The sequence below is a fragment of the Paenibacillus silvestris genome (assembly GCF_009882985.1).
Lineage (GTDB): Bacteria > Bacillota > Bacilli > Paenibacillales > NBRC-103111 > Paenibacillus_E > Paenibacillus_E silvestris.
Genome location: NZ_WTUZ01000019.1, coordinates 1 through 22072 on the forward strand (window position 1 = coordinate 1; position 22072 = coordinate 22072).

Annotated in this window: 22 protein-coding genes and 1 rRNA gene; all 23 read right to left on the bottom strand. The window is 47.2% G+C overall.

What is annotated here, in order from left to right; genetic code table 11:
• Positions 1–78 (bottom strand): 16S ribosomal RNA (locus GQF01_RS15000); the annotation flags it as partial.
• A 319-nt stretch (positions 79–397) separates the two neighbouring features.
• Positions 398–1894, bottom strand: a complete 1497-nt coding sequence (gene lysS, locus GQF01_RS15005) for a lysine--tRNA ligase (protein WP_161407589.1) — start codon at positions 1892–1894, stop codon at positions 398–400.
• Between the two features lie 125 nt (positions 1895–2019).
• Positions 2020–2496: a transcription elongation factor GreA gene (greA, locus tag GQF01_RS15010; protein ID WP_145669283.1), complete on the bottom strand. Its 477-nt coding sequence runs from the start codon at positions 2494–2496 to the stop codon at positions 2020–2022.
• 222 nt (positions 2497–2718) lie between these two features.
• Positions 2719–3735 (bottom strand): tRNA dihydrouridine synthase DusB, encoded by a 1017-nt coding sequence (gene dusB, locus GQF01_RS15015; protein WP_161407590.1) that lies wholly within the window; start codon positions 3733–3735, stop codon positions 2719–2721.
• A gap of 16 nt (positions 3736–3751) precedes the next feature.
• Positions 3752–3964: a helix-turn-helix domain-containing protein gene (locus tag GQF01_RS15020; RefSeq protein WP_161407591.1), complete on the bottom strand. Its 213-nt coding sequence runs from the start codon at positions 3962–3964 to the stop codon at positions 3752–3754.
• Positions 3946–4461, bottom strand: coding sequence for a 2-amino-4-hydroxy-6-hydroxymethyldihydropteridine diphosphokinase (gene folK / locus GQF01_RS15025; protein ID WP_161407592.1), 516 nt, complete (start codon positions 4459–4461; stop codon positions 3946–3948). The genes GQF01_RS15020 and folK overlap by 19 nt, the downstream gene beginning before the upstream one ends.
• Positions 4458–4826: a dihydroneopterin aldolase gene (folB, locus tag GQF01_RS15030; protein WP_145669292.1), complete on the bottom strand. Its 369-nt coding sequence runs from the start codon at positions 4824–4826 to the stop codon at positions 4458–4460. The genes folK and folB overlap by 4 nt, the downstream gene beginning before the upstream one ends.
• A 17-nt stretch (positions 4827–4843) precedes the next feature.
• Positions 4844–5659 carry a dihydropteroate synthase gene (folP, locus tag GQF01_RS15035; RefSeq protein WP_161407593.1) on the bottom strand — a complete coding sequence of 272 codons (816 nt, stop codon included), beginning with the start codon at positions 5657–5659 and terminating at the stop codon, positions 4844–4846.
• A 41-nt stretch (positions 5660–5700) separates the two neighbouring features.
• Positions 5701–6564: an aminodeoxychorismate lyase gene (gene pabC / locus GQF01_RS15040; RefSeq protein ID WP_161407594.1), complete on the bottom strand. Its 864-nt coding sequence runs from the start codon at positions 6562–6564 to the stop codon at positions 5701–5703.
• Between the two features lie 3 nt (positions 6565–6567).
• Positions 6568–7149 (bottom strand): aminodeoxychorismate/anthranilate synthase component II, encoded by a 582-nt coding sequence (gene pabA, locus GQF01_RS15045; protein ID WP_161407595.1) that lies wholly within the window; start codon positions 7147–7149, stop codon positions 6568–6570.
• Positions 7150–7182: 33 nt separating this feature from the next.
• Positions 7183–8721: an anthranilate synthase component I family protein gene (locus GQF01_RS15050; RefSeq protein ID WP_161407596.1), complete on the bottom strand. Its 1539-nt coding sequence runs from the start codon at positions 8719–8721 to the stop codon at positions 7183–7185.
• Positions 8722–8837: 116 nt separating this feature from the next.
• On the bottom strand, positions 8838–9779 hold the full coding sequence (gene cysK, locus GQF01_RS15055; protein WP_161407597.1) for a cysteine synthase A: 942 nt from the start codon (positions 9777–9779) through the stop codon (positions 8838–8840).
• Between the two features lie 113 nt (positions 9780–9892).
• Positions 9893–10843, bottom strand: a complete 951-nt coding sequence (locus GQF01_RS15060) for a peptidyl-prolyl cis-trans isomerase (protein WP_161407598.1) — start codon at positions 10841–10843, stop codon at positions 9893–9895.
• 35 nt (positions 10844–10878) lie between these two features.
• The gene (hslO, locus tag GQF01_RS15065) at positions 10879–11745 is read right to left on the bottom strand and encodes an Hsp33 family molecular chaperone HslO (RefSeq protein ID WP_161407599.1); all 867 of its coding nucleotides are present in this window, start codon (positions 11743–11745) and stop codon (positions 10879–10881) included.
• A 23-nt stretch (positions 11746–11768) separates the two neighbouring features.
• Positions 11769–12533 carry a type III pantothenate kinase gene (locus GQF01_RS15070; protein WP_161407600.1) on the bottom strand — a complete coding sequence of 255 codons (765 nt, stop codon included), beginning with the start codon at positions 12531–12533 and terminating at the stop codon, positions 11769–11771.
• Entirely contained in the window at positions 12530–13399 is an 870-nt protein-coding gene (nadC, locus tag GQF01_RS15075) for a carboxylating nicotinate-nucleotide diphosphorylase (protein WP_161407601.1), read from the bottom strand. Before nadC ends, GQF01_RS15070 begins: the two co-directional genes overlap by 4 nt.
• 1 nt (position 13400) lies before the next feature.
• Positions 13401–15011 (bottom strand): L-aspartate oxidase, encoded by a 1611-nt coding sequence (gene nadB / locus GQF01_RS15080; RefSeq protein ID WP_161407602.1) that lies wholly within the window; start codon positions 15009–15011, stop codon positions 13401–13403.
• Positions 15012–15149: 138 nt separating this feature from the next.
• Positions 15150–16088 carry a quinolinate synthase NadA gene (gene nadA / locus GQF01_RS15085; protein WP_157324474.1) on the bottom strand — a complete coding sequence of 313 codons (939 nt, stop codon included), beginning with the start codon at positions 16086–16088 and terminating at the stop codon, positions 15150–15152.
• Positions 16089–16289: 201 nt separating this feature from the next.
• Positions 16290–18242: an ATP-dependent zinc metalloprotease FtsH gene (gene ftsH, locus GQF01_RS15090; RefSeq protein WP_161407603.1), complete on the bottom strand. Its 1953-nt coding sequence runs from the start codon at positions 18240–18242 to the stop codon at positions 16290–16292.
• A gap of 97 nt (positions 18243–18339) precedes the next feature.
• Positions 18340–18879, bottom strand: coding sequence for a hypoxanthine phosphoribosyltransferase (gene hpt / locus GQF01_RS15095; protein ID WP_161407604.1), 540 nt, complete (start codon positions 18877–18879; stop codon positions 18340–18342).
• Positions 18880–18949: 70 nt separating this feature from the next.
• Positions 18950–20365, bottom strand: a complete 1416-nt coding sequence (tilS, locus tag GQF01_RS15100) for a tRNA lysidine(34) synthetase TilS (RefSeq protein WP_161407605.1) — start codon at positions 20363–20365, stop codon at positions 18950–18952.
• A gap of 40 nt (positions 20366–20405) precedes the next feature.
• Positions 20406–21317, bottom strand: coding sequence for a protein kinase domain-containing protein (locus GQF01_RS15105; protein ID WP_161407606.1), 912 nt, complete (start codon positions 21315–21317; stop codon positions 20406–20408).
• Positions 21301–22020 carry a vWA domain-containing protein gene (locus GQF01_RS15110; protein WP_161407638.1) on the bottom strand — a complete coding sequence of 240 codons (720 nt, stop codon included), beginning with the start codon at positions 22018–22020 and terminating at the stop codon, positions 21301–21303. Before GQF01_RS15110 ends, GQF01_RS15105 begins: the two co-directional genes overlap by 17 nt.
• Positions 22021–22072 lie beyond the last annotated feature (52 nt).

A 22072-nucleotide genomic window follows, 5' to 3' on the forward strand; every position in this document is an offset into this window, starting at 1 on the left:
CGAAGTGCTCCGCTCGACTTGCATGTATTAGGCACGCCGCCAGCGTTCGTCCTGAGCCAGGATCAAACTCTCCATTGTAGAAAAGCTTAATTGTACTCATTGACTTGCTAGCGAGATTATTCATCTCATTTATAGTCGATTACTCGACTGTGCTTACTCACTCGTTGTTCAGTTTTCAAAGATCAAGGTTTCTTGTCCTATCCGCTCTCTTTCGAAAGCCGGAAGACCAATATACCATACTGAGTTTTTGTTTGCAACTTATTTTTTAAGTTGTTTTCTATCTTTCATCCGTCGACCTCAGCGGCAACTTTTATAAGATACCACAGACGCCACAGACAATGCAAGTACTTTCGACAAAAAATTTCGAGGCACCTTGCGATGCCCCGAAATGGTTCTATTATTCTCCTTGGCGCTCGCGCATAAGCGGGAACAACAGTACGTCACGAATAGATGGGGCATTGGTCAATAGCATAACCAAACGGTCAATTCCTATTCCTAAACCACCAGTTGGCGGCATTCCGTACTCCAGTGCACGGATGAAGTCCTCGTCCATCTCATGAGCTTCATCATTCCCTTGCTCCTTCTCACGAAGTTGAGCTTCAAAGCGCTCTCTTTGATCGATAGGATCGTTAAGCTCAGTGAATGCATTCGCATGCTCACGAGCAACGATAAAGAGCTCGAAACGATCTGTGAAGCGCGGATCTTCCGGGTTCTTTTTGGCAAGCGGTGAAATTTCTAAAGGATGTCCATAAATAAAGGTTGGCTGTATCAGCGTCTCTTCTACAAACGTCTCAAAGAATTGGTTCAAGATATGGCCAAAAGTCATATGCGGTTCTACCTGCACGTTATGCTCTTTGGCTAAGCGATGAGCTTCCTCGTTCGTCATTTGAACACCGAAATCTACACCTTTAACTTCTTTAACCGCATCGACCATGGAGACACGTCTCCAGCCAACAGCTAAATCAACTACATGATCTCCGTAAGGAATCGATGTAGTACCAAGAACCTCTTGAGCGATATGCGCAATAAGCTCCTCAGTAAGCTTCATAATGTCTTTGTAGTCAGCATAAGCCTCGTACAGCTCAATCATTGTAAACTCTGGATTATGACGCGTGGAGATACCTTCATTCCGGTATACACGACCGATTTCGTAAACTTTCTCTAGTCCGCCAACGATCAGACGCTTCAAATGAAGCTCAATCGCGATACGCATATGAAGTTGCATATCCAAAGCATTGTGATGCGTATTAAACGGACGAGCTGATGCGCCCCCCGCTACAGAATGAAGAGTTGGTGTTTCCACCTCTAAATAACCCAAGGAGTCCAAGTAACGGCGCATAGACTGAATAATGCGGGAACGCAAAATAAATGTCTGTTGCACATCTTGATTCATAATCAAATCAACATAACGTTGACGATAGCGCAGCTCTACATCGCTAAGACCGTGAAATTTGTCCGGAAGCGGTAGCAAGGACTTGGTCAATACCTCAAGGGATTTGACCTTAATGGAAGTTTCTCCTGTTTTCGTTTTGAAAACGACACCTTGAACCCCAACCATGTCACCCAGATCTAAAAGATCGAAGGCTTTGTACTTGTTCGCATCCAACGCATCTTCACGTACGTAGATTTGAATTTTCCCTGTAATGTCTTGGATATGGGCGAAACTCGCTTTACCCATGCCTCTTTTTTGCATAATACGTCCAGCAATACTAACCTCGTGATGCTCTTCATCCAGCTCTTCCTTCGTTTTGTCCTGGTAAGCTGTTAAGATATCGAGCGTTGTATGCGTTCTAACGTATTTGCTCCCGAAAGGGTCAACGCCCAGACCGCGAAGCTCGTCCAATTTGTTACGGCGAATGACGAGCAATTCGTTTAATTCCACTTCCTGGCTCATGTTTTCATCTCCTACATATTTTAGTAAAGGGTGCTAGAACCGGAAAAAAGCTTCCGTAAGGAAGCTTTCCAGACAATTTGCCTATGCTGAGCAAAGGTAAACTGCAACGGGGCTGCGGCTGCACGCTACTTTTTAATATCAACAATTTGATACTGAATGACGCCAGCTGGAACGTTAACATCAACGGTTGCGCCCTTTTGCTTGCCAAGAATTGCTTTGCCCACCGGGCTTTCATTAGAAATCTTATTCTGTAGTGGATCAGACTCCGCACTACCTACGATATTGTATTCAACCAAATCACCGAATTCCAAATCCTTCAGTGTAACAATAGATCCTACACTTACCGTGTTGATATCAACATCGTCGTTATTAATAATCCGCGCATTGCGCAGCATTTTTTCTAAAGTAATAATTCTGCCTTCAATAAAGGCTTGTTCGTTCTTCGCATCTTCGTACTCGGAGTTCTCACTGATATCGCCATAACCGATGGCAACCTTGATTCTCTCCGCAACTTCGCGGCGCTTCACGGATTTAAGATGTTCAAGCTCGTCCTCGAGCCTTCTCAAACCTTCTGGTGTAAGAATGACCTCTTTTTCAGCCATTACCAACTGATCTCCCGTCATGTGAAAGATTTTCATATCGTTGAATCGATGCTTCCTGCTAGGAGTTAGGTCTTTATAGAGCTGATTCAAGTAGTATGAATTCACGGTTATAAAAATTAGGAACTTACTCGTTTGTCTTTCAATATATGCAGGAACACATTAATATTGACTGATTATATTGCAACCGTTTCAAAATGTCAATCTCAACCATAGCTGCATGATTTAATGCAGTACGGGAGATTCTTCTTGGCTGTGTGACGACGATTGTGCACCTAGGTGTTCAACGTAATCATTCAGCGTCCGAACCATTTCATCACGCTTCAAAGTCTCCATAATGACGTCCTTCACACGAGCGCCTCCCGTCAAACCTTTGAGGTACCAAGCCATATGTTTACGCATCTCTTTTACTGCAACAGCCTCACCTTTAAGTGCTATGAGTCGATCCATGTGCAGGATTGCGATGCGAATTTTTTCTTCCGGTGTCGGTTCCGGAGGCAGCTCCCCATTGGCCAAATATTGAACCGTACGGTAGAGCATCCACGGATTGCCTAATGCACCGCGACCGATCATGACGCCATCCACGCCCGTTTGGTCGAGCATGCGTTTGGCATCCTCAGGCGTTACCACATCTCCATTCCCAATAACAGGAATCGACAATGCCTGCTTCACTTCCCGGATTATGTTCCAATCCGCTTTCCCCGTGTAGAGTTGCTCACGCGTACGTCCATGAACACTAACTGCACTACCGCCGCCTCTTTCGACAGCCTTTGCATTTTCGACAGCGAAGATGTGATCAGAATCCCAGCCGATCCGCATTTTCACAGTAACAGGTTTGTTAACCGCCTTAACGACGGTCTCAATCATTTGCTCAATTCTATCTGGTTGGAGCAGCCAGCGTGCACCAGCATCACATTTAGTGATTTTGGGAACCGGGCAACCCATATTAATATCAATGATATCAGCGTTGGTATGCTGATCTACGATTTTGGCTGCTTGCACGAGTGTCTCTGTGTCGCCGCCGAAAATTTGTAGACTGAGCGGTTTCTCGCGATCATCTACATACAGCATTTCCATCGAACGGGTATTCCCGTGAACGATAGCTTTATCACTTACCATCTCCGCACATACCAGCCCTGTGCCAAACTCTTTGGCAATCAGACGGAATGCAGGATTACAAACGCCTGCCATTGGGGCAAGCACAACTTTATTGGGAGCTTCGACATTACCTATTTTCAGCACCGAAGATTCACCTCTCTTATCTCGCACCTACTGCGACTAATTCGTCCGGCTCTATATCAAGCACTTGCGAGATTTTGTTAATGATTTTCGTATCCGGCTTACGTGTTCCTCTTTCAATTGCGCCCAAAATGGCGATCGATACGCCGAGCAAATCTGCTAATTCATTCTGGGTATACCCTTTTAATTTACGAAAAGCGCGTATGCGCTGAGCTACTGAGCTTTTTTCCATAACACAACGCCTTCCTTTCCTTCCAGTTTCTCCAAATTCGCAGAGATGAATTCAAAAGCAGCATCTTGCCGCTCGTAGAGAACCTCTGAGAGAGGGACTAATACAAAAGCCCGCTCATGCATCCGCGGATGCGGAATGATCAAGTCGGGGGTCGTAAGCTGCTTGTCGCCGTACAGAAGCAAATCCAGATCGATCGTTCTCGGACCCCAGCGCACGTCGCGCTTTCTCCCCAATCGATTCTCAATGTCCAGCAGTTTGGATAACAAATCTTCTGCAGGAATAACCGTTTGAATCTGAACGACCATATTAAGAAATGCAGACTGGTCTACATAACCGACCGGCTCGGTTTCGTAAATACTGGACAAGCCAGTAACGACAATACCGGGTTCCTGATTCAGCGCTGTAATCGCATCCTGCAAATATTGTTCGCGATTATTTATATTGGATCCTAATGCGACGTAAGCTGCAATGCTTCGTTCTCGTTCTTCGGCTGTCATGACGTTGCCCGCTTTCGGTTAATCTCTACAGTAACGCCGTCAAAAATAACGGCAAAGGGCGGATGCGGCTTGATGACGCGAACCGTCACTTCATTGATACTAGTATAAGTATGAAGAAGCTCTGATGCAATGTTTTCCGCTAAAGCTTCAATTAATTGGAAAGTGCGTCCTTCGACAATTTCTTTCACTTTGAAGAAAACTTCGCCGTAATTCACCGTATCGTCGAGATGATCCGACTGACCGGGTTTGTGAAGTGGAAGCATGAGCTCTACGTCCACATAGAAACGTTGACCCAATTTATTCTCTTCCGGAAATACACCATGATTACCAAAAAACTGCATGCGGGACAGTGTGATTTTGTCCATATATGTAACCTCCTTCTTTATGAGCGAATAATGGCATCCGTCATGACGGCCGCCCGCTTGGTCGCTAGTACATCATGCACACGAACGATACCGCAGCCCTGTGCGATTCCTAACACGACAGTTGAAAGCGATCCTTCCAACCGCTCTGCAGGTGGCAGATTTAGAGTCATGCCGATCACGCTTTTGCGCGATGTACCCAAGAGAACTGGATACCCAAGATCAACAAGGGGACGCAGTTGGTTCATTAGTTGCAAGTTCTGTTCGTACGACTTAGCAAAACCGATGCCAGGGTCCAAAATAATCCGTTCGTCGCGAACACCAGCGTCTCGCGCTTGATTCACATATAGCTGAAGATCGCTCAGCACCTCTGGTAGAAAATCCTTATATTCCGTGTTCAACCGATTATGGGTAATAATGAAGGGACAATCATAGCTCGCTGCTACGTCAGCCATTCGAGAATCGGCCTGCCCGCCCCATACATCGTTGATGATGTGTGCACCCGCCGCCAAAGCTTGCTTGGCAACTTCAGCTTTATACGTATCTATAGAAATTGGAACATTAATTTCGCGGCTTAGCGCCTCAATGACAGGGATTACCCGGCGAAGCTCTTCTTCCTCAGTCACCTCTGCAGATCCCGGACGGGTAGACTCGCCTCCTATGTCAATGATGTCTGCACCATCCTCAACCATCTGCTGAGCTCTGTGTATCGCGTCTTCCACTGTGACATAAGATCCTCCGTCCGAAAAGGAGTCCGGCGTTACGTTCAATATGCCCATGATGATCGTTCGATCACCGATGGGCAGCTCATGTCCTTTGCAGGATAACACTTTCATCTGCTGTTCACTTCCTGTGTGTTTATCTATTTATCGATATATCAATTTTCGTTATATTTTCGAATCAGCTCACGGGTTATTGGACCGACTGTTCCTGTGCCAACGGAGACCGCTTGTCCACTAGGTGTATATAGAATTGTGACTGGAACTATTTCTTGAATAGAATTAACCAGAAACACCTCATCAGCCTCCGCCAAATCTTCCCAACGATATAAACCATCTTGCGTAGCTATCTGCCCCTGCTCGGCAATCCGTAGTACATGCGCTCTAGTGATTCCAGCCAAAATGCCTGTATCCAGTGATGGTGTGTAACAAGTACCATCCTTGATGAAAAAGATATTGCTGACAATGCCTTCAGCCACATATCCCTCTTCACTCATCATCAGACCCTCTGCGCCCGTGGCCCAAGGGTATTGGGCTAGCTCTCTTTTGGCCAACATATTGTTCATATAGTGAAAGGACTTGAATCGGTACAAGCCCTCCGGTGTGTTTCGAGGCAGCTTCAGCAGTTGTAAGGCTTTGCCCTCTTCGTAGATCTTCGTATCCCTAGGTGGGAGAGCTTTGATATAGACAATTTCGGTAGGCTGCCCGTAGTCCCCCGAAGGAAGACCTAGCGCTTCTACTCCAGCTGATACGGAAAAACGAATATAAGCATCCTGGAGCTCGTTCGCAGCAAGCAGTTCATTGACTAGCTTCTGTACGCGGTCAAGATCAGGTTCATACCCAATACCCAGTTCCTTGCACCCCTCAGCAAGGCGATTCATATGTTCAACGAGGAGAAAAGGAACCTTGTTATAGGTACGGAAGGTCTCAAAGAGACCGATTCCGTAAAGAAAACCGTGATCATAAACCGAGACCACGGCCTGTTGTTCATCTATAAGCTTGCCATTGATGCTAATGATCATAAATTATGCTCCTGCTTTAGCCGTTCGGCGAAGAAAATTACGCAGCATTTGGTGCCCATGCTCCGTGATAATGGATTCTGGGTGAAACTGAACGCCCTCAATCGGATATTCCTTATGACGCAGGGCCATGATTTCCCCTTCAGCGGTACGCGCACTAACTTCCAAGCAATCCGGCAGTGTCTCTGCTTTGACAATCAAGGAATGGTAACGTGTTGCGATAAAGGGAGATGGCAACCCTTCAAATAGCGTTTGGCCATCATGAAAAATTTCTGAAGTCTTGCCGTGCATTAAGCGCTCAGCGCGAATGACGTCGCCGCCAAAAGCTTGTCCGATGGACTGATGTCCCAGACAAACGCCGAAAATGGGGATTTTACCCTTGAAATGGTCAATCAGTGATAGGCTAATACCGGCTTCATTCGGCGTGCAAGGACCCGGAGAGATTAAGATATGGTCCGGCGCTAAGGCCTCCACACCCGCTAAATCAATTTCGTCGTTGCGACGAACGATGACTTCTTCCCCAATTTCCCCCAAGTATTGTACGAGGTTGTACGTAAACGAATCATAATTATCAATCACTAAAATCATTCTAAGCTCCCCTTTCGTCAGCCCTGCTCAGGCTTAAGCTCGGCTCATGCTCCGCTCGCTATATTCGATTGCTTTCCACATCGCTTTGGCTTTATTCAAGGATTCGATATACTCACGCTCAGGAATAGAATCAATTACGATCCCTGCTCCTGCTTGAATATGCCCCATACCTTCTGCCGCCACTAGCGTGCGTATAATAATATTAAATTCCATATTGCCATTATAGTCAATCCACCCCATAGACCCCGTGTACGGGCCGCGGCGGACCGGTTCTAATTCTTCGATGATTTCCATCGTCCGAATCTTCGGCGCGCCTGTGATTGTCCCTCCTGGGAACGTAGCTGCAATGACATCATACGCATCTCTACCTTCCGCCAGCTCGCCAACCACTTCGGAGACGATATGCATGACATGGGAATAGTACTCGATAACCATGAAGTCTTTGACCCGGACGGAGCCGTACTTCGAAATACGGCCAAGGTCGTTGCGCTCGAGATCGACCAGCATGACGTGCTCGGCGCGCTCTTTTTCGTTGTCGATGAGCTCGCCAGCCAGGCGCAGGTCATCCTGTTCGTCCTTGCCGCGCGGGCGCGTGCCAGCGATAGGACGCGTCCGCAGGACGCCGTCCTCCAGCTGCACGAGCAGCTCCGGCGAGCCGGAGACGAGGGCGAAGCCTGCGAAGCGCAGCAAGCCCATGTAAGGCGAGGGATTGACGATGCGCAGCGCCTCGTAGATCTCTTCCGGCGTCGTGTTCAACCGCCGGCTCTGTCTCACTGACAAGTTGACTTGGAACACGTCACCTTGAGAGATGTAGGCTTGGATGCGCTGCACCGCCGCCATGTAGTCGGCTTTGCCGAACGCAGGCTCGATGCCTGCGATGCTCTCTACATCGATGTGCAGCTGCTCGCGCGCGATCGATGTCCCTTCCGGGCCGCTGATCTGCGAGCCCGCCGCGCCGTTACCGCAGATGGCCTGCCAGCGACGGAGCATGGCCTCTGCCTGGGCTTGCGCCTGCACGTACAGCTGCTGCAGATACGCGTCATCCGCAGCCAGGTCGGCCTGCAGGGGCATGTGCACTGTGAGGTATAGGCTCTTCTCAAGGTGATCCACAGCCCATACTTGATCATACATGGCGAAGCTGTAATCTGGAATTGGCAGATCATCCGCCGCTTGTGTTGGTAGCTTCTCGATGGTTCGAACTACATCGTAACTCCAGTAGCCGACGCATCCGCCTAAAAACTTAGGACCGCCTTCTACTTTGGGACTCTGATAGGAGGACATCCATTCTTTCACGATGGAAAGCGGTTCGCCTTTCACGCGGGTTACATGACCGGACAAGGTTATTTCGGCTTCCAAACCTTTTCCATGTACAGTCGAGAATGGTTGTAAGCCGAGGAACGTGTATCGTCCTCCCTTCCCGCTCTCCAGCACGAAGGAATCCGGCGCCGCTTCCTTCCAGGCTGCTTCCCATGAGAAGATGCGATCTTCGTCCAGTTCAAACTTAACGACGTAAGGCAACATGGTATACGCGGAGGACCAACTGCGCCATTGCTCTATAGTTGTTACTATCATAATTGCCCTCCTTCCAATAATATCCGAGGATTAGTTGTCCATTAGTATACTCCAACCTATCACAGAAAAAAAGCCCCAGCTGCGGGAGCTGGGGCTTGTTGAGTCGAAAATCAATGTTATTGCTCTTCGAATTGGTAAAGCGGCGTTGACAGGTAACGTTCACCATTACTTGGGATGATCGCAACAACGCGTTTGCCAGCTCCAAGTTCTTTGGCAACTTTCAAAGCTGCAAAAATTGCTGCGCCTGAGGAAATACCGCCAAGAATACCTTCTTCTTTGGCTACACGACGGGAAGTTTCGAACGCATCTTCGTTCTCCACCGTAATGATTTCATCGTAAATGCTTGTGTTCAAAATACCAGGAACGAAACCTGCACCGATACCTTGAATTTTGTGAGGACCTGGCTTGCCGCCGGAAAGAACCGGTGATGCTGCAGGCTCAATAGCATAAATTTTGATGTCAGGGAAATTTTCTTTCAATACGCCGCCAGCGCCAGAAATCGTACCACCTGTACCGATACCGGAAATGAAAGCATCCAATTTACCATCGTGACCTTTGATCGCTTCCACGATTTCTGGACCTGTCGTTTCACGGTGAACTTTCACGTTGGCTGGGTTTTCAAATTGTTGCGGGATGAAATAGGAAGGATTCTCCGCTTTCAGCTCTTCCGCACGTTTGATCGCACCCTTCATTCCTTCTGCTCCCGGTGTAAGAACAAGTTGCGCACCGTAAGCACGAAGCAGGTTGCGTCTCTCTAGAGACATCGTTTCTGGCATAACCAGAATCGCTTTATATCCTTTTGCTGCTGCAACTAGTGCAATTCCGATTCCCGTGTTACCGCTAGTTGGCTCAACAATGGTATCACCAGGCTTAAGCTTGCCTTCTTGCTCAGCTACTTCGATCATGGAGATGGCAATACGGTCTTTAACGCTGGCACCAGGATTCTGATACTCTAATTTAACATAAACCTCTGCGCTTCCTTCCGGAACGACACGGTTCAAACGAACAAGCGGTGTATCTCCAATCAAATCCGTAATGCTTTGTACTAATCTTGCCATTGCTAGTTCCCCTCCAGATTGAGTATAAGATGATTTCCGAGTTAATTAGTCGGTATTATACATTTAATCTTATCAATGCGCCCACTAGTTGTCAACCACATTTTCACCATGAGCTACTTAAAATCCGGATCAATGATCGCCACTTTCCACTTCGAACGAAGCTGTGAAACATAATCCTTAAGCGGCGGCGCTTCCTGCAGTGCCAGCTCTCTGCGTACATTTTCACGAATAAACGCTTGATCCGGATTTTCTTTGTCACGCTTGTTCTTCAGCTTCACTACGGCAAAACCTTGCGTTAACGGAACTGGCTTGCTGACTTCTCCAGCCTTCAGCAATTTCGCTGCCTCCAGAACAGGTGCTGCCACAAAAGGGTCATCCCCCTCAATCCAGCCGAGGTCCCCTCCTGTGTTATTGGTTGCATCATCTAGGGAACGATCTCTGGCCAGGATTTCGAAGCTTTCGCCTTTCCCCAGTGCCGTAATCACCTTGTTCGCCTGATCCTTGGTAGATACAATAATCTGCTGGATGTTGTACTCGGTTTCCTGCCTAAATTCATCAGGGTGCGCTTGGACATAAGATTCCACCTGAGCATCCGTTATTTGAATATGGCTGGTCGCGAGTTTCTCCAAAAGCAGTTTGTTCGTGACATCCTCTTTGATTTCTTGCTGGGAGAGCCCCAACTGATTCTGCATAGAGGCATAAAATTGTTCTTCGCTCTCATAACCTTGCTGCATCCGCTTCAACTCACGTGCAATCTCCGCGTCTGCAATCGTAGTCCCCGTCTCGTTTCCTTCCAGACGTATCACTTCACGATCCAACAGTTGACCTAACAGTTCTGCACCATAATGACGTTCCAGCGCTGTTTGAAGCTCTTGCCGCGTAATTTCTCGACTTCCAATTTTGGCTACGACCTGCTCATTGTTCTGCTCGCCTTGCTGCTCAGGATCCGCTGGGTGACTCGATTCTGATTGGTTCATAGTATGGGTGATCAGCAAGGATGCGAGCACGAGATTACATACAGCCATCAGAATGATGACTCCCCACAATCGCTTTACGTTCTGCATCCTGACTCCCTCTTCATTTCCATAATGCTGCTGATCTACAGATCAATCATCCGTTGCAACTCTTCTTCATCGAAACGATATGCTTCATTACAGAAATGACACACAACTTCGGCGAATCCTTCGTCATCGAGAATTTCTTGAAGCTCCGCTTTCCCCAGAGAAATCAGTGTTGTTTCAATTCTTTCCCGATCGCATTTGCAGCGGAACATGACGTCCATCTGATCAAGTGATTGAAAAGAAGGTAATACGGTTTGCAAAATCTCTTCTAGATTTAATCCGCCGCCGAGCATGCTTGTAAAGGAAGGGATACGTGAGAGTATTTCCTCAATTTCACCGATTTCTTGGTCGGTCAATCCAGGAAGCAATTGAATAACGAATCCGCCTGCTGCGAGGATGGAATGATCGGTATTCACCAAAACACCAAGGGCTACAGCTGAAGGCGTCTGCTCTGATTTCGCAAAATAGTATGTGAAATCTTCAGCTAGTTCTCCGCTAACTATTGGCGTGCTGCCTTTGTAAGGTTCTTTGAGTCCTAGATCTTTGGTTATGTACAAAAAGCCGTCTGTTCCCACCGCAGCGGCAACATCGAGCTTGCCATTCGCTTTGAGAGGAGGGTCAACTAGTGGATTATCCACATAACCGCGCACCTCGCCTTTGGCATTGGCATCAACCACAATCTGCCCGATTGGACCATCTCCTTTGACTTGGATAATGAGATGCTCCTCACCCTTGAGCATAGCTCCCAGAAGAAGACCGGCTGCTGCGGTTCTTCCTAAGGCCGCTGTGGCTGTAGGTGTCGTCTGGTGTCTTCGGCTAAGTTCATCTGTGAGGTCGGTGGTTTGTACCGCAAAGGCACGAACTCTCCCCTGCAGGGCCGTTCCTCGAATTAAATAATCGCCCATGTTACGTCCTTTCCTTAAACAGCTTATGCATTTCTCTCATAAATCATTTGTAAACCTTGCAGTGTCAGCAGAGGATTTACGATCTGAATCGTACGGGACTCACTGGAGATCAATTCTGCAAGGCCCCCCGTTGCTATGACGGTAGGATTTACATTAAACTCCTGTTTTACACGTTCTACAATCCCATCAACTTGACCAACATAACCGTAAATAATACCAGCCTGCATAGCAGCTACCGTATTCTTGCCAACTACGCTCTTCGGCTTAACAAGCTCAATGCGCGGAAGTTTGGCCGCCTTTTGATATAACGCCTCTGTTGAGATACCGATTCCCGGCGCAATCGCACATCCCACTAGCTGCTGGGCTGGATCGATATAGTCATAGGTTGTTGCTGTTCCGAAATCAACAATGATACAAGGAGCTCCATACAGTTCAAGAGCCGCAACGGCATTCACAATGCGATCCGCTCCCACTTCTTTGGGATTATCTACCCGTACATTCAGTCCTGTTTTAATGCCGGGACCGACGGTAAATGGCGTCCTTTTTAAATAATGCTTACAAAGGTTTTCCATCACACCAACGAGTGGAGGAACGACAGAAGAGACAATAACTCCTTCAACTTCACTGAATTTAATCCCTGAGTGTTGAAAGAGACTGTGCAACTGCATGCCATACTCATCAACGGTAGCCGAACGATTCGTACTCACTCGCCAATGGTGCAGGAGTGTGCGCTCTTGGTAAAGGCCAAGCACGATATTGGTATTCCCCACATCGATTACAAGAATCATAACGCTGTCCCCTTCCGCTCATTAAGGTCAAGTGAAATATCCAGCGCTTCAACCGAGTAGGTTAACCGTCCAACCGAGATCACATCTACGCCCGATTCAGCCATAGCTTTAATGGTCTGCAGCGTTACAGATCCTGACCCCTCTACTACAATATGCGGAGCTTTGCTTTTAATTATGGAAACTGCTTCCTTCATTTTCACTGGTGCCATATTATCCAGCATGATGATGTCGGCTTGGACCGATAGCGCTTCATGTAGTTGATCAAAATCTTCGACCTCTACCTCAATTTTCATCGTGTGGGGGATCTGCTTCCTGGCCGCTTGCACAGCCTGTGTGATGCCTCCAGAGCCCTTAATGTGATTATCTTTAATCATAACAGCATCATAAAGACCGAAACGGTGGTTGTGACCTCCACCTACGCGAACGGCATATTTCTCAAGAAGCCGGTGACCCGGTGTCGTCTTTCTTGTGTCAACGAGTCTAGTTGGCAAACCTTCCAGAGCATTCACATACTCCCGTGTTCTAGTCGCTATACCGGACAACCTTTGCATGAGGTTAAGACTCAAACGTTCGCCAAGCAGGATGCTCCGCGTGTTGCCTTCCACTTCAGCTATAATCGTCCCTTTAGTAACAGACGTTCCTTCCGCTACTTTTGTTTCAAAAAGAAGAGATGAATCGACGACAGCGAAAACTTCGCGCGCGATTGGCAACCCACAGATGATTCCATCTTCTTTGACGTGGATAATCCCTTTGGACGCATGGTCCAAAGGGATCGTTGTCAGAGTCGTGACATCACCGGTGCCAATATCTTCTTCTAGCCAAAGCCGAATCTGTTTACGAATAAGTTCCATATTTAAATCCAGCATATTAAATCCACTCCTCTATGCTATCTTCCCCGCGCTTAAAAACAATATGCTTCTTCCACGTATGATCATCCCGCTCAGGGAAATCTTCGCGATAATGACCGCCGCGGCTTTCCTCGCGCGCCAAAGCCGCTGTTGTCGTAAGCAAAGCACAGTTCAGCAAATTAGCAAACTCATAATCTTCACGTTTTGTCATCAAAGAATCAAAGATGGAAAGCTGCCTGGACAGTTCATCATGGCCTTTCTGCAACCCTTTCGCTGAACGCTTCAACCCCGCGTAGCGCAGCATGACTTTCTGCAGCTTCAGCTTCTTCTCAACTACAGCTTGATTCGGAATTTCCGTTCTTGGGGCTTCTGATTCGGCGCGGATCTGAATGTCGCCTTCTAGAGCGGGCAGCTCTTGAATACGTTCTATGATCCTTCTCCCGAATACGATAGCTTCCGACAACGAGTTACTCGCCAACCGGTTAGCACCATGTACACCCGTAGAAGACACTTCTCCGCATGCGAAAAGTCGGCGGACATGTGTTTCACCGTGCAGATCCGTCTTCACGCCACCCATCATATAGTGAGCGGCAGGAGCAACCGGGATCCAGTCTGTACTCATATCCAAACCATAATTTAAGCAATACTCATAAATCGTTGGAAACCGGTGTTTAATTAGCTCCTCAGATTCATGTGTAATATCTATGTATACAAAAGTCGATTTGCAATTCTCCATCTCGTCAACGATTGCGCGGGCTACAACATCCCTAGGTGCTAACTCAAGCTGCGGATGGTATCTATCCATAAAGCGCTCACCTTTGATGTTGCGCAGGTAAGCCCCTTCTCCGCGTACCGCTTCGGAGATCAGAAAGCGCGGAGCGCCAGGGTAGCACAGCGCCGTTGGGTGGAATTGAACGAATTCCACATCTTGAATTTGCGCGCCGGCGCGATAAGCAATCGCGATGCCGTCGGCCGTCGCGATATCGGGATTGGTGGTGTAGCGGAATAGCTGCCCCGCACCACCAGAGCAGAGGATCGTGGCGTTGCCGCGAACAAACACTCGCTGGCCGCCCGGTTTCTGCACGAGCGCGCCGTAGCACTCGCCATCCTGCGTGATCAGGTCGATCACGAAGTGGTCGTCCCAGATCTCGATGTTCGGATCTTGCTTCGTGCGCTCCGAAAGGGCTCGTACAATTTCAGCGCCCGTAGCGTCTCCATGCGCATGCAAGATGCGTCGCTGGCTGTGAGCCCCTTCCTTCGTCAAAGCGAACTCTCCATTCTCCAGATCGAACTGAGTTCCCATTTGAATCAAATCCTGTACGCCGTTAGGTCCTTCATGGACAAGAACGTCAACAGCCTCTGGTGAGCAGAGGCCAGCGCCGGCGATCAAAGTATCCTGCATATGATATTCAGGTGAATCCTCGTCGGAAATAACAGCTGCAATCCCGCCTTGTGCATAACGCGTATTGCTATCGAGGAGAGATTTCTTCGTAATCATCAGAACTTTCTTATTTTCACTAGCGCGCAGAGCCGTAAACAATCCTGCAATACCTGCGCCAATCACAATCACATCTGTATGTACATGAGGAATGGAATTTAAGTCTACATCTACGAGGTATCTAGGAATCATGCCGCTCACCCGTTCTTCACCATTAATTCTCGCAAAGAAACAGAATCCGGAATAAAGTGAGATTCTGTTTCTTCACGAGGGCAAACTAACAAAAATGATTTGATGCGTTCTTTCAACTATACAAGAGAGCAGCGCATGCTACTTTACTTGTAACATGCGCTCTAAGGACAATCTTGCTTTATCAGCTACATCTTCGGGTACGTAAATCTCTGGTTGCATAGTCTCCAGACATTTCACAATTTTCTTTAGATTGTTTACTTTCATATTAGGACAAACCAGGTATTTGGTTGCAAAATGGAATTGTTTGTCCGGGCTATCCAAGCGCAATTGGTAACCTGTCCCGTCTTCCGTCCCAACAATAAACTCTTTGCAGTCTGACTCTTTGCAATATTTAATAATCGCTGTCGTGCTTCCCACGAAATCGCCCAATTTCACGACTTCTGGTCGGCACTCTGGATGTACAACAAATTGCGCATTCGGATACTGCGCTTTCATTTCTTCTACATCTTTGACAGTCAGCATATCATGCGTGTTGCAATAGCCTTCCCAGATGATCACTTTTTTGCTTGTGAATTTTGATACATAGTCGCCCAAATTTTTATCCGGTACCCAGATGATCTCATCCGAATCGACGGAATTAATAACGTTTATGGCATTTGCAGATGTACAACAAATATCGGTTTCTGATTTGACATCAGCTGACGTGTTGATGTAAGCAACGACCTTAGCTTTAGGATGCTGCCGCTTCAAAGCACGAAGACCCTCAACATTGACCATATCTGCCATTGGACAACCTGCGCGTTCATCCGGAATAATCACGGTTTTGTTCGGCGCCAAAATTTTTGCGCTTTCTCCCATGAAGTGGACCCCGCAGAAAACAATAACATCTGCATCTGTTTGTGCCGCTTTTTGCGCTAACAAAAAGGAATCCCCCCGGAAATCGGCAACTTCTTGAACTTCGTCACGCTGATAATAATGAGCAAGAATAATAGCATTCCGTTCTTTCTTCAATTGAAGCAACCGCTCTTTCAATTCTCGGTTCTGCTCCGCTTTGCGCTCCAGTGCTAATGCTTCCATGGATGCTTCCTCCCCTATCTGGGATGTAAAGTGTACTTCTTAGCTATCTAAAAGTAGTATAATCTAAGCTCGTTAAAATTAGAGATTTACAACTAATTTACACATTCCAGCATCCCCTGTCAATGCGTAAAAAAGCCGAAATAAGCAGAAAATCCGGGTACACGTGACGTGTACACCGGATTTACGAGTTGCCATTGCTTGTTACTCTTCGGATTGATCCGAATTCGGATCTTTATCTTTTTCGAATCCTAACTTGTTGCTGTCATTCTCTTTGCTTTGCGGCTGGATGTTCACTTTAACGTCTTCGTCAATCCCACCAGCACTCAGCTTGCCTTTTTCCAGAAGCTCAATAATTTCATCCTTATCGAGTGTTTCTTTCTCAAGCAGCGTTTTGGCTACGAGATGCATCTGATCGGCATGCTCCGTAAGAATGGCGCGTGCGCGGTCATAACAAGTACGAATAAAGCTTTGCATCTCTTGGTCAATCTCATAGGCGATTGCATCACTATAGTTTTGTTCATGACCGATGTCGCGGCCCAAGAACACTTGACCTTGAGAGCTTCCGAACTGCATCGGTCCAAGCTTATCGCTCATACCGTATTCCATAATCATGCGGCGGACGATGCCTGTAGCTTTCTGGAAGTCACTGTACGCCCCAGTGCCGATCTCACCGATAAATAGTTCTTCGGCAACACGACCACCAAGAAGTCCAGTAATTTTATCCAACAGCTCGTTTTTCGTCTGCATCATGCGGTCTTCGCCTTCTTTAGGCAACATCATCACGTAACCGCCAGCGCGTCCGCGCGGAACGATCGTAACTTTGTGCACCATATCTGCATTTTCCGCATGATAACCAATAATTGCGTGTCCGGCTTCATGATAAGCAACAATGCGTTTCTCAGTCTCGCTGATGATTCGGCTTTTCTTTTGTGTACCTACAATGATACGGTCAAAAGCTTCCTCGACCTCAGCCATCGAAATATCTTTACGGTTACGACGAGCAGCAATTAGAGCTGCTTCATTCAATAGATTCTCTAGATCAGCGCCTGTGAATCCAGTTGTGTAACGGGACAATGCATCCAGCTTCACATCTTTGGCAAGCGGTTTATTGCGCGCATGTACTTTCAGTACAGCTTCGCGGCCTTTAATATCCGGACGGTCAACCGTGATTTGACGGTCGAAACGACCTGGACGCAATAAGGCTGGGTCAAGAATATCAGGGCGGTTCGTTGCAGCAACGATAATGATACCTTCGTTAGCGCCGAACCCGTCCATCTCAACAAGCAACTGATTGAGGGTTTGCTCACGCTCGTCATGTCCGCCGCCTAAGCCAGCGCCACGTTGACGACCGACGGCGTCGATCTCATCAATGAAAATGATACAAGGCGAGTTCTTTTTCGCGTTCTCAAACAAATCACGAACACGGGATGCGCCGACACCGACGAACATCTCTACGAAGTCAGAACCGGAAATACTGAAGAACGGAACGCCTGCTTCACCGGCAACTGCCCGTGCAAGCAATGTTTTACCTGTTCCCGGAGGACCATTGAGCAGGACCCCTTTAGGGATTCTAGCACCAACCGCTGCGAATTTCCTTGGATCTTTGAGAAATTCAACAACTTCGATTAATTCTTGCTTTTCTTCATCAGCACCGGCCACATCTTCAAATGTGACACGTTTCTTCTCCTCATTATATAAGCGGGCACGGCTTTTGCCGAAGTTCATCACTTTGCCGCCGCCACCCTGAGCTTGGTTCAGCAGGAAGAAAAACAAGATGAAGATAATGACGAATGGGATGATAGAGGTTAGGAAGCTAATCCATACGCTATCCCGCTCCATTGTCTCATACGTTTCTGATGGAACACCATTTGCTTCAATCAGTTGAACGACCAACGGCTCATACGGAGCATGAGTTTCGAAACTCTTCTTATCCGCACCGCTTGGAGGGTTAATATACTTACCTTTAATCAAATACGTGTATCCATCGAACTTCAATGTTACGGATTCCACATTTTTGTTAACCACCGCTTGGCGGAATTTATCGTAAGTAATTAATTCCTTTTGTTCGTTTTGGGTACTGATGAAATGGACGATACCTACTGTTACCAAAAATATAAGTAAATAAAAACCGGTATTCCGGATAATTCGATTCATCCCAAGCCTCCTCTCGAACGGCACACTTTTATTATTTTACCATATCCCGGTAAAGCACTACAACATAACCGCATTGAAGAAGCCCGGAGATATGACATTAAGTTGAGTAAATCTCTGGTTTCAATATGCCGATAAATGGAAGGTTACGGTATTTCTCTGCATAATCCAGACCATATCCGACAACGAACTCATCTGGAAGCACATAACCTGCGTAATCAGGTTCGAGTTCAACGGTTCTGCGTGCCGGTTTATTAAACAGCGCAACGACCGAGATCGTCTTCGCATTGCGTCGCTCTAGCACATCAATCAGATAACTCAGCGTTAAACCGCTATCGATAATGTCCTCCACGATAAGAATGTGCCGTCCTTCTACGGGAACATCAAGATCTTTGATAATCTTAACGACACCGGATGACTTCGTGGATTGACCATAGCTCGAAACGGCCATGAAGTCGAGTTCCAATGGCACTGTAATTTGCTTCACAAGGTCAGCCATGAAAATAAAAGCTCCCTTAAGCACGCAAATGACCAATGGATTCTTGCCTTCGTAATCTTTGGAGAGTTGCTCTCCTAATTCTTTAATCTTCCCTTGAATCTGTTCTTCACTGTAAAGAACGTCTTGAATGTCGCTGTACAAGGATGAACCCCCTAGTTTATATTATGAATCCTTATAAATTTACATTCTAGAAGAACGAAATTTACGCATGTTACTTCAGCACGAGCTTCAGATGAAGCACACGTTCTGTATCGGGACCGACAAGAGCGTGCTTAGACCTACGAAAGCCGGCAATCCAGAGGATTTGTCCGGAAGCATCGACCAGTAACGGGATGACCTCACGCCGACTTATCGGCATTTTGGCATCAATGAACATATCTTTTACCTTTTTGGACCCGTTTAAACCATACGGTTCCAATCGATCTCCTGACCTGCGGCTTCGAAGTACAAGCGGCAGTTGAAGTTGATCCAGATCCAAAAATACATCCGTTGCGGATGAGACCATAGCAGTTGTCTCTAATGAATTGATAGGCATCCAAGAGCATAGCAGCTTGGCTTCTATTTCCGGCAGGTTCAGCACATCAGTATCGGATCCGATCGCGTAAGCATAGGGCTTCGGCGAAGGAGCAAATGTCTGAAATTGAATGGCTTCATATTCTCTCACAATATAAAGGGCATCATCTACCTGCAGTACTTGATTAGAAACCTGATCCTGCAAGATCAGCTCGCGGATACTTTCAATCCGGTTAAATTCCAGCCGGTCCATTCCCAAACAAAGACAGTTTAATATTAATTTAATCAAACGCCTTTGTAAAGCAACGTGAAGTCCGCCAAAATCACTTCTCTCCAGCCGGCACGTCGCTTCCTGAAAAGTCACTATCCGGCGTAAAACCTGTTCGGTCTCTCCAGCCAAATAATCATCCTCAGCGCGCATCATATCCGTCAATCGATTCAGTGACTCGGGAAGGTGTTCATTGTACTGCTTCAGCATCGGCATAACATCCAGCCGAATTTGATTACGAAAGTACTTCCGCAGCTCATTGCTGCTGTCTTTACAATAAGTAATATGATGCTGAGCGCAATAATTCACAATATCTGCTTTGTATATACGTAGGAAAGGACGAATCAGTTCCACTTTTTTTTCGCGCCTGCGTTCCGGCATGCCGACAAGCCCAGATGGGCCTGTTCCTCTGAGGATTCTCATCATAACTGTTTCCGCTTGATCATCGGCATGATGCGCTAATGCAATTCGCTGAGCCCCGTAATCGGCAGCAACTTGATGAAGGAATTCATACCGTTTCTCACGCGCGGCTGCTTGTCCATTCAATGATGTTTCCTCTATATAAGCCGGCACATCGATAACGCCTATTTCACAAGGGAGATTCAGTTCTTTGGCTAGCTCCTTGACAAAAGAGGCCTCCGCATCCGATTCTGCACCCCTGAACTGATGATTCACATGAGCTACTACTAACTTCCAGTTGAAACTGGTCGTAAGTGCAAAAAGGACATGAAGCAACGCCACAGAATCAGGTCCACCTGAAACCGCAACGACGACGACATCTCCCGAATCCGCCAACTTCTCTTCTGTCACTCGCTGCCGCACCTTGGCGACAAGATCGATTTCCATTCTGTCTTCCTTTCCGACTTGCCCGTTCCCCTAGTAATTATTAATTCAACCAATACACATAAACAGTAGCAGCAAAAATAAAAATGGAGGCGGCGAAGCAAATTTTCAGCCATGGCATTTTCAGAGCGGGCTGTGTAAGCTTTTTGCCCGAGATCAGCTTTTTCCAATAGTTAAAGGCTTCTTGCGACGTAGTAAATTCGCCTTTCAAAGCTTTATGTAGAAATGGCGCGATCTGGGCTGCCACTGAATTTTCTCGCATAATGGCCGTAAGTTGATCCACATCTCTGTTCTGAGGGAGCATTTTGTTCATAGCTGAGAAGCGTTTGCGCTGATCGAGCGATTTTAAAAGTAAAATAGCAAATGAAAATAAATCATAGCTCTCTTCCGCAACCCGCTCCCCCATATTCCAGTAGCCGCGGTCGTACACTTCTGTTAGTTGCTTAATCGCTCTGCCCTTCGGTGTCACCCCGCCAAAATCAATGAGGTCCACGTCGCCATACTTGGATACGATCATGTTCTCAATTTTCAAATCTCCAAACACATAACCGCTCTTATGGATCTCCGTCAGCTTTCGAAGCAGGTTTGAGCCAATAACATAGATCCAATCCTGCCCGCGCTTATGTATAAATTGAGAGATCATCATTCCATCGATATACCGCATGACATAGAAAGATATATCTTTCCCGCGAACCTTCATATCATCTGCATCAATTAAGAAATTCTTAAAGGAAGTATCTGTGAGCGATATGGCGAGCAGCGAATTAATCTCCGATTGGTGATCAACCGTTTCATGTCCTGCTTTTAAAGCAAATCTTGCCGTTCCTCTTCGTACGAGAACCACAACACCGTTAGAGCCAGCACCTAATAAACGTTCGACCACATAACTGCGGCCGTTCCATTTGCCTTGGATCTCTGCCCCTGGACGGAAAGCTTCCTCATACCACGTAGTCACTCAGCATCCCATCCTCGGTTGTTGGTGCGACAGGTTTCTCCGTCACGAACTGCAGCGTCTGCAGGAGCGCCGGACCTGTCGGAGTCGTACCCTTCATGTTTATTTTATAGAACATCTTGTCTAAATTTGCAAGCTGATTCGTCCAGTTGAGGTCCATCTCCAGCTCTTGGTCTCTCGTTTTGGTTGACGGAAAGTGAAATACGGCTAATTCGCTCTTGCCACTGCGGGCTCTAAGACTTAGCAGAAGATCATGAATAGCTTCTCTCACTGCTGCAAGCTTAGGCTTCATACTAGCACTAGCATCTATTAAAAGCGCTACGCGAAGAGAAGTAGTTTCGCTCATGGAGTCGATCACCTGCACGACCTCAGCTCGCTTCTCTGGCGGCAACTGTTCTAGTTGATTAATCCCTAGAATACTTTGCAATTCTTTGCCTACCGCATGCTGGATCGTGGTCGTTACGGTTTTGCGCGTCATCATCTGCACCGTTTGGGACAATTGGACCGAATCGACAATCCGACTCATCCCTCCGCCTGCTGCGGCAATCTCACGAATCTCCTCCGTGCCTAGCATGCCTAGCTCCCCTTGGTCGACCACACCTATGACATTTACAGTTACGCCCTCTGTATGCGCTTGTGCAGCCGCTATGACTGGACTCACACCAACATTCGAACAACCATCTGTGATTAACAAAATTTGTTTCATCATGACATTTGCCTCCCTAGCATAAGGAAAATTTGCTCTCTAGCAGTTTATC

Excerpts from the sequence above, each read along its gene's own strand:
- nadB (WP_161407602.1), bottom strand. The coding sequence starts at position 15,011 with ATGATTCCTAGATACCTCGTAGATGTAGACTTAAATTCCATTCCTCAT.
- folB (WP_145669292.1), bottom strand. The coding sequence starts at position 4,826 with ATGGACAAAATCACACTGTCCCGCATGCAGTTTTTTGGTAATCATGGT.
- cysK (WP_161407597.1), bottom strand. The coding sequence starts at position 9,779 with ATGGCAAGATTAGTACAAAGCATTACGGATTTGATTGGAGATACACCG.
- hslO (WP_161407599.1), bottom strand. The coding sequence starts at position 11,745 with ATGGGCGATTATTTAATTCGAGGAACGGCCCTGCAGGGGAGAGTTCGT.
- nadC (WP_161407601.1), bottom strand. The coding sequence starts at position 13,399 with ATGCTGGATTTAAATATGGAACTTATTCGTAAACAGATTCGGCTTTGG.
- pabA (WP_161407595.1), bottom strand. The coding sequence starts at position 7,149 with ATGATTTTAGTGATTGATAATTATGATTCGTTTACGTACAACCTCGTA.
- nadA (WP_157324474.1), bottom strand. The coding sequence starts at position 16,088 with ATGGAAGCATTAGCACTGGAGCGCAAAGCGGAGCAGAACCGAGAATTG.
- folK (WP_161407592.1), bottom strand. The coding sequence starts at position 4,461 with ATGACAGCCGAAGAACGAGAACGAAGCATTGCAGCTTACGTCGCATTA.
- pabC (WP_161407594.1), bottom strand. The coding sequence starts at position 6,564 with ATGATCATTAGCATCAATGGCAAGCTTATAGATGAACAACAGGCCGTG.
- lysS (WP_161407589.1), bottom strand. The coding sequence starts at position 1,894 with ATGAGCCAGGAAGTGGAATTAAACGAATTGCTCGTCATTCGCCGTAAC.
- folP (WP_161407593.1), bottom strand. The coding sequence starts at position 5,659 with ATGAAAGTGTTATCCTGCAAAGGACATGAGCTGCCCATCGGTGATCGA.
- GQF01_RS15110 (WP_161407638.1), bottom strand. The coding sequence starts at position 22,020 with ATGAAACAAATTTTGTTAATCACAGATGGTTGTTCGAATGTTGGTGTG.
- GQF01_RS15070 (WP_161407600.1), bottom strand. The coding sequence starts at position 12,533 with ATGATTCTTGTAATCGATGTGGGGAATACCAATATCGTGCTTGGCCTT.
- ftsH (WP_161407603.1), bottom strand. The coding sequence starts at position 18,242 with ATGAATCGAATTATCCGGAATACCGGTTTTTATTTACTTATATTTTTG.
- greA (WP_145669283.1), bottom strand. The coding sequence starts at position 2,496 with ATGGCTGAAAAAGAGGTCATTCTTACACCAGAAGGTTTGAGAAGGCTC.
- GQF01_RS15020 (WP_161407591.1), bottom strand. The coding sequence starts at position 3,964 with ATGGAAAAAAGCTCAGTAGCTCAGCGCATACGCGCTTTTCGTAAATTA.
- tilS (WP_161407605.1), bottom strand. The coding sequence starts at position 20,365 with ATGGAAATCGATCTTGTCGCCAAGGTGCGGCAGCGAGTGACAGAAGAG.
- GQF01_RS15050 (WP_161407596.1), bottom strand. The coding sequence starts at position 8,721 with ATGATAGTAACAACTATAGAGCAATGGCGCAGTTGGTCCTCCGCGTAT.
- GQF01_RS15060 (WP_161407598.1), bottom strand. The coding sequence starts at position 10,843 with ATGCAGAACGTAAAGCGATTGTGGGGAGTCATCATTCTGATGGCTGTA.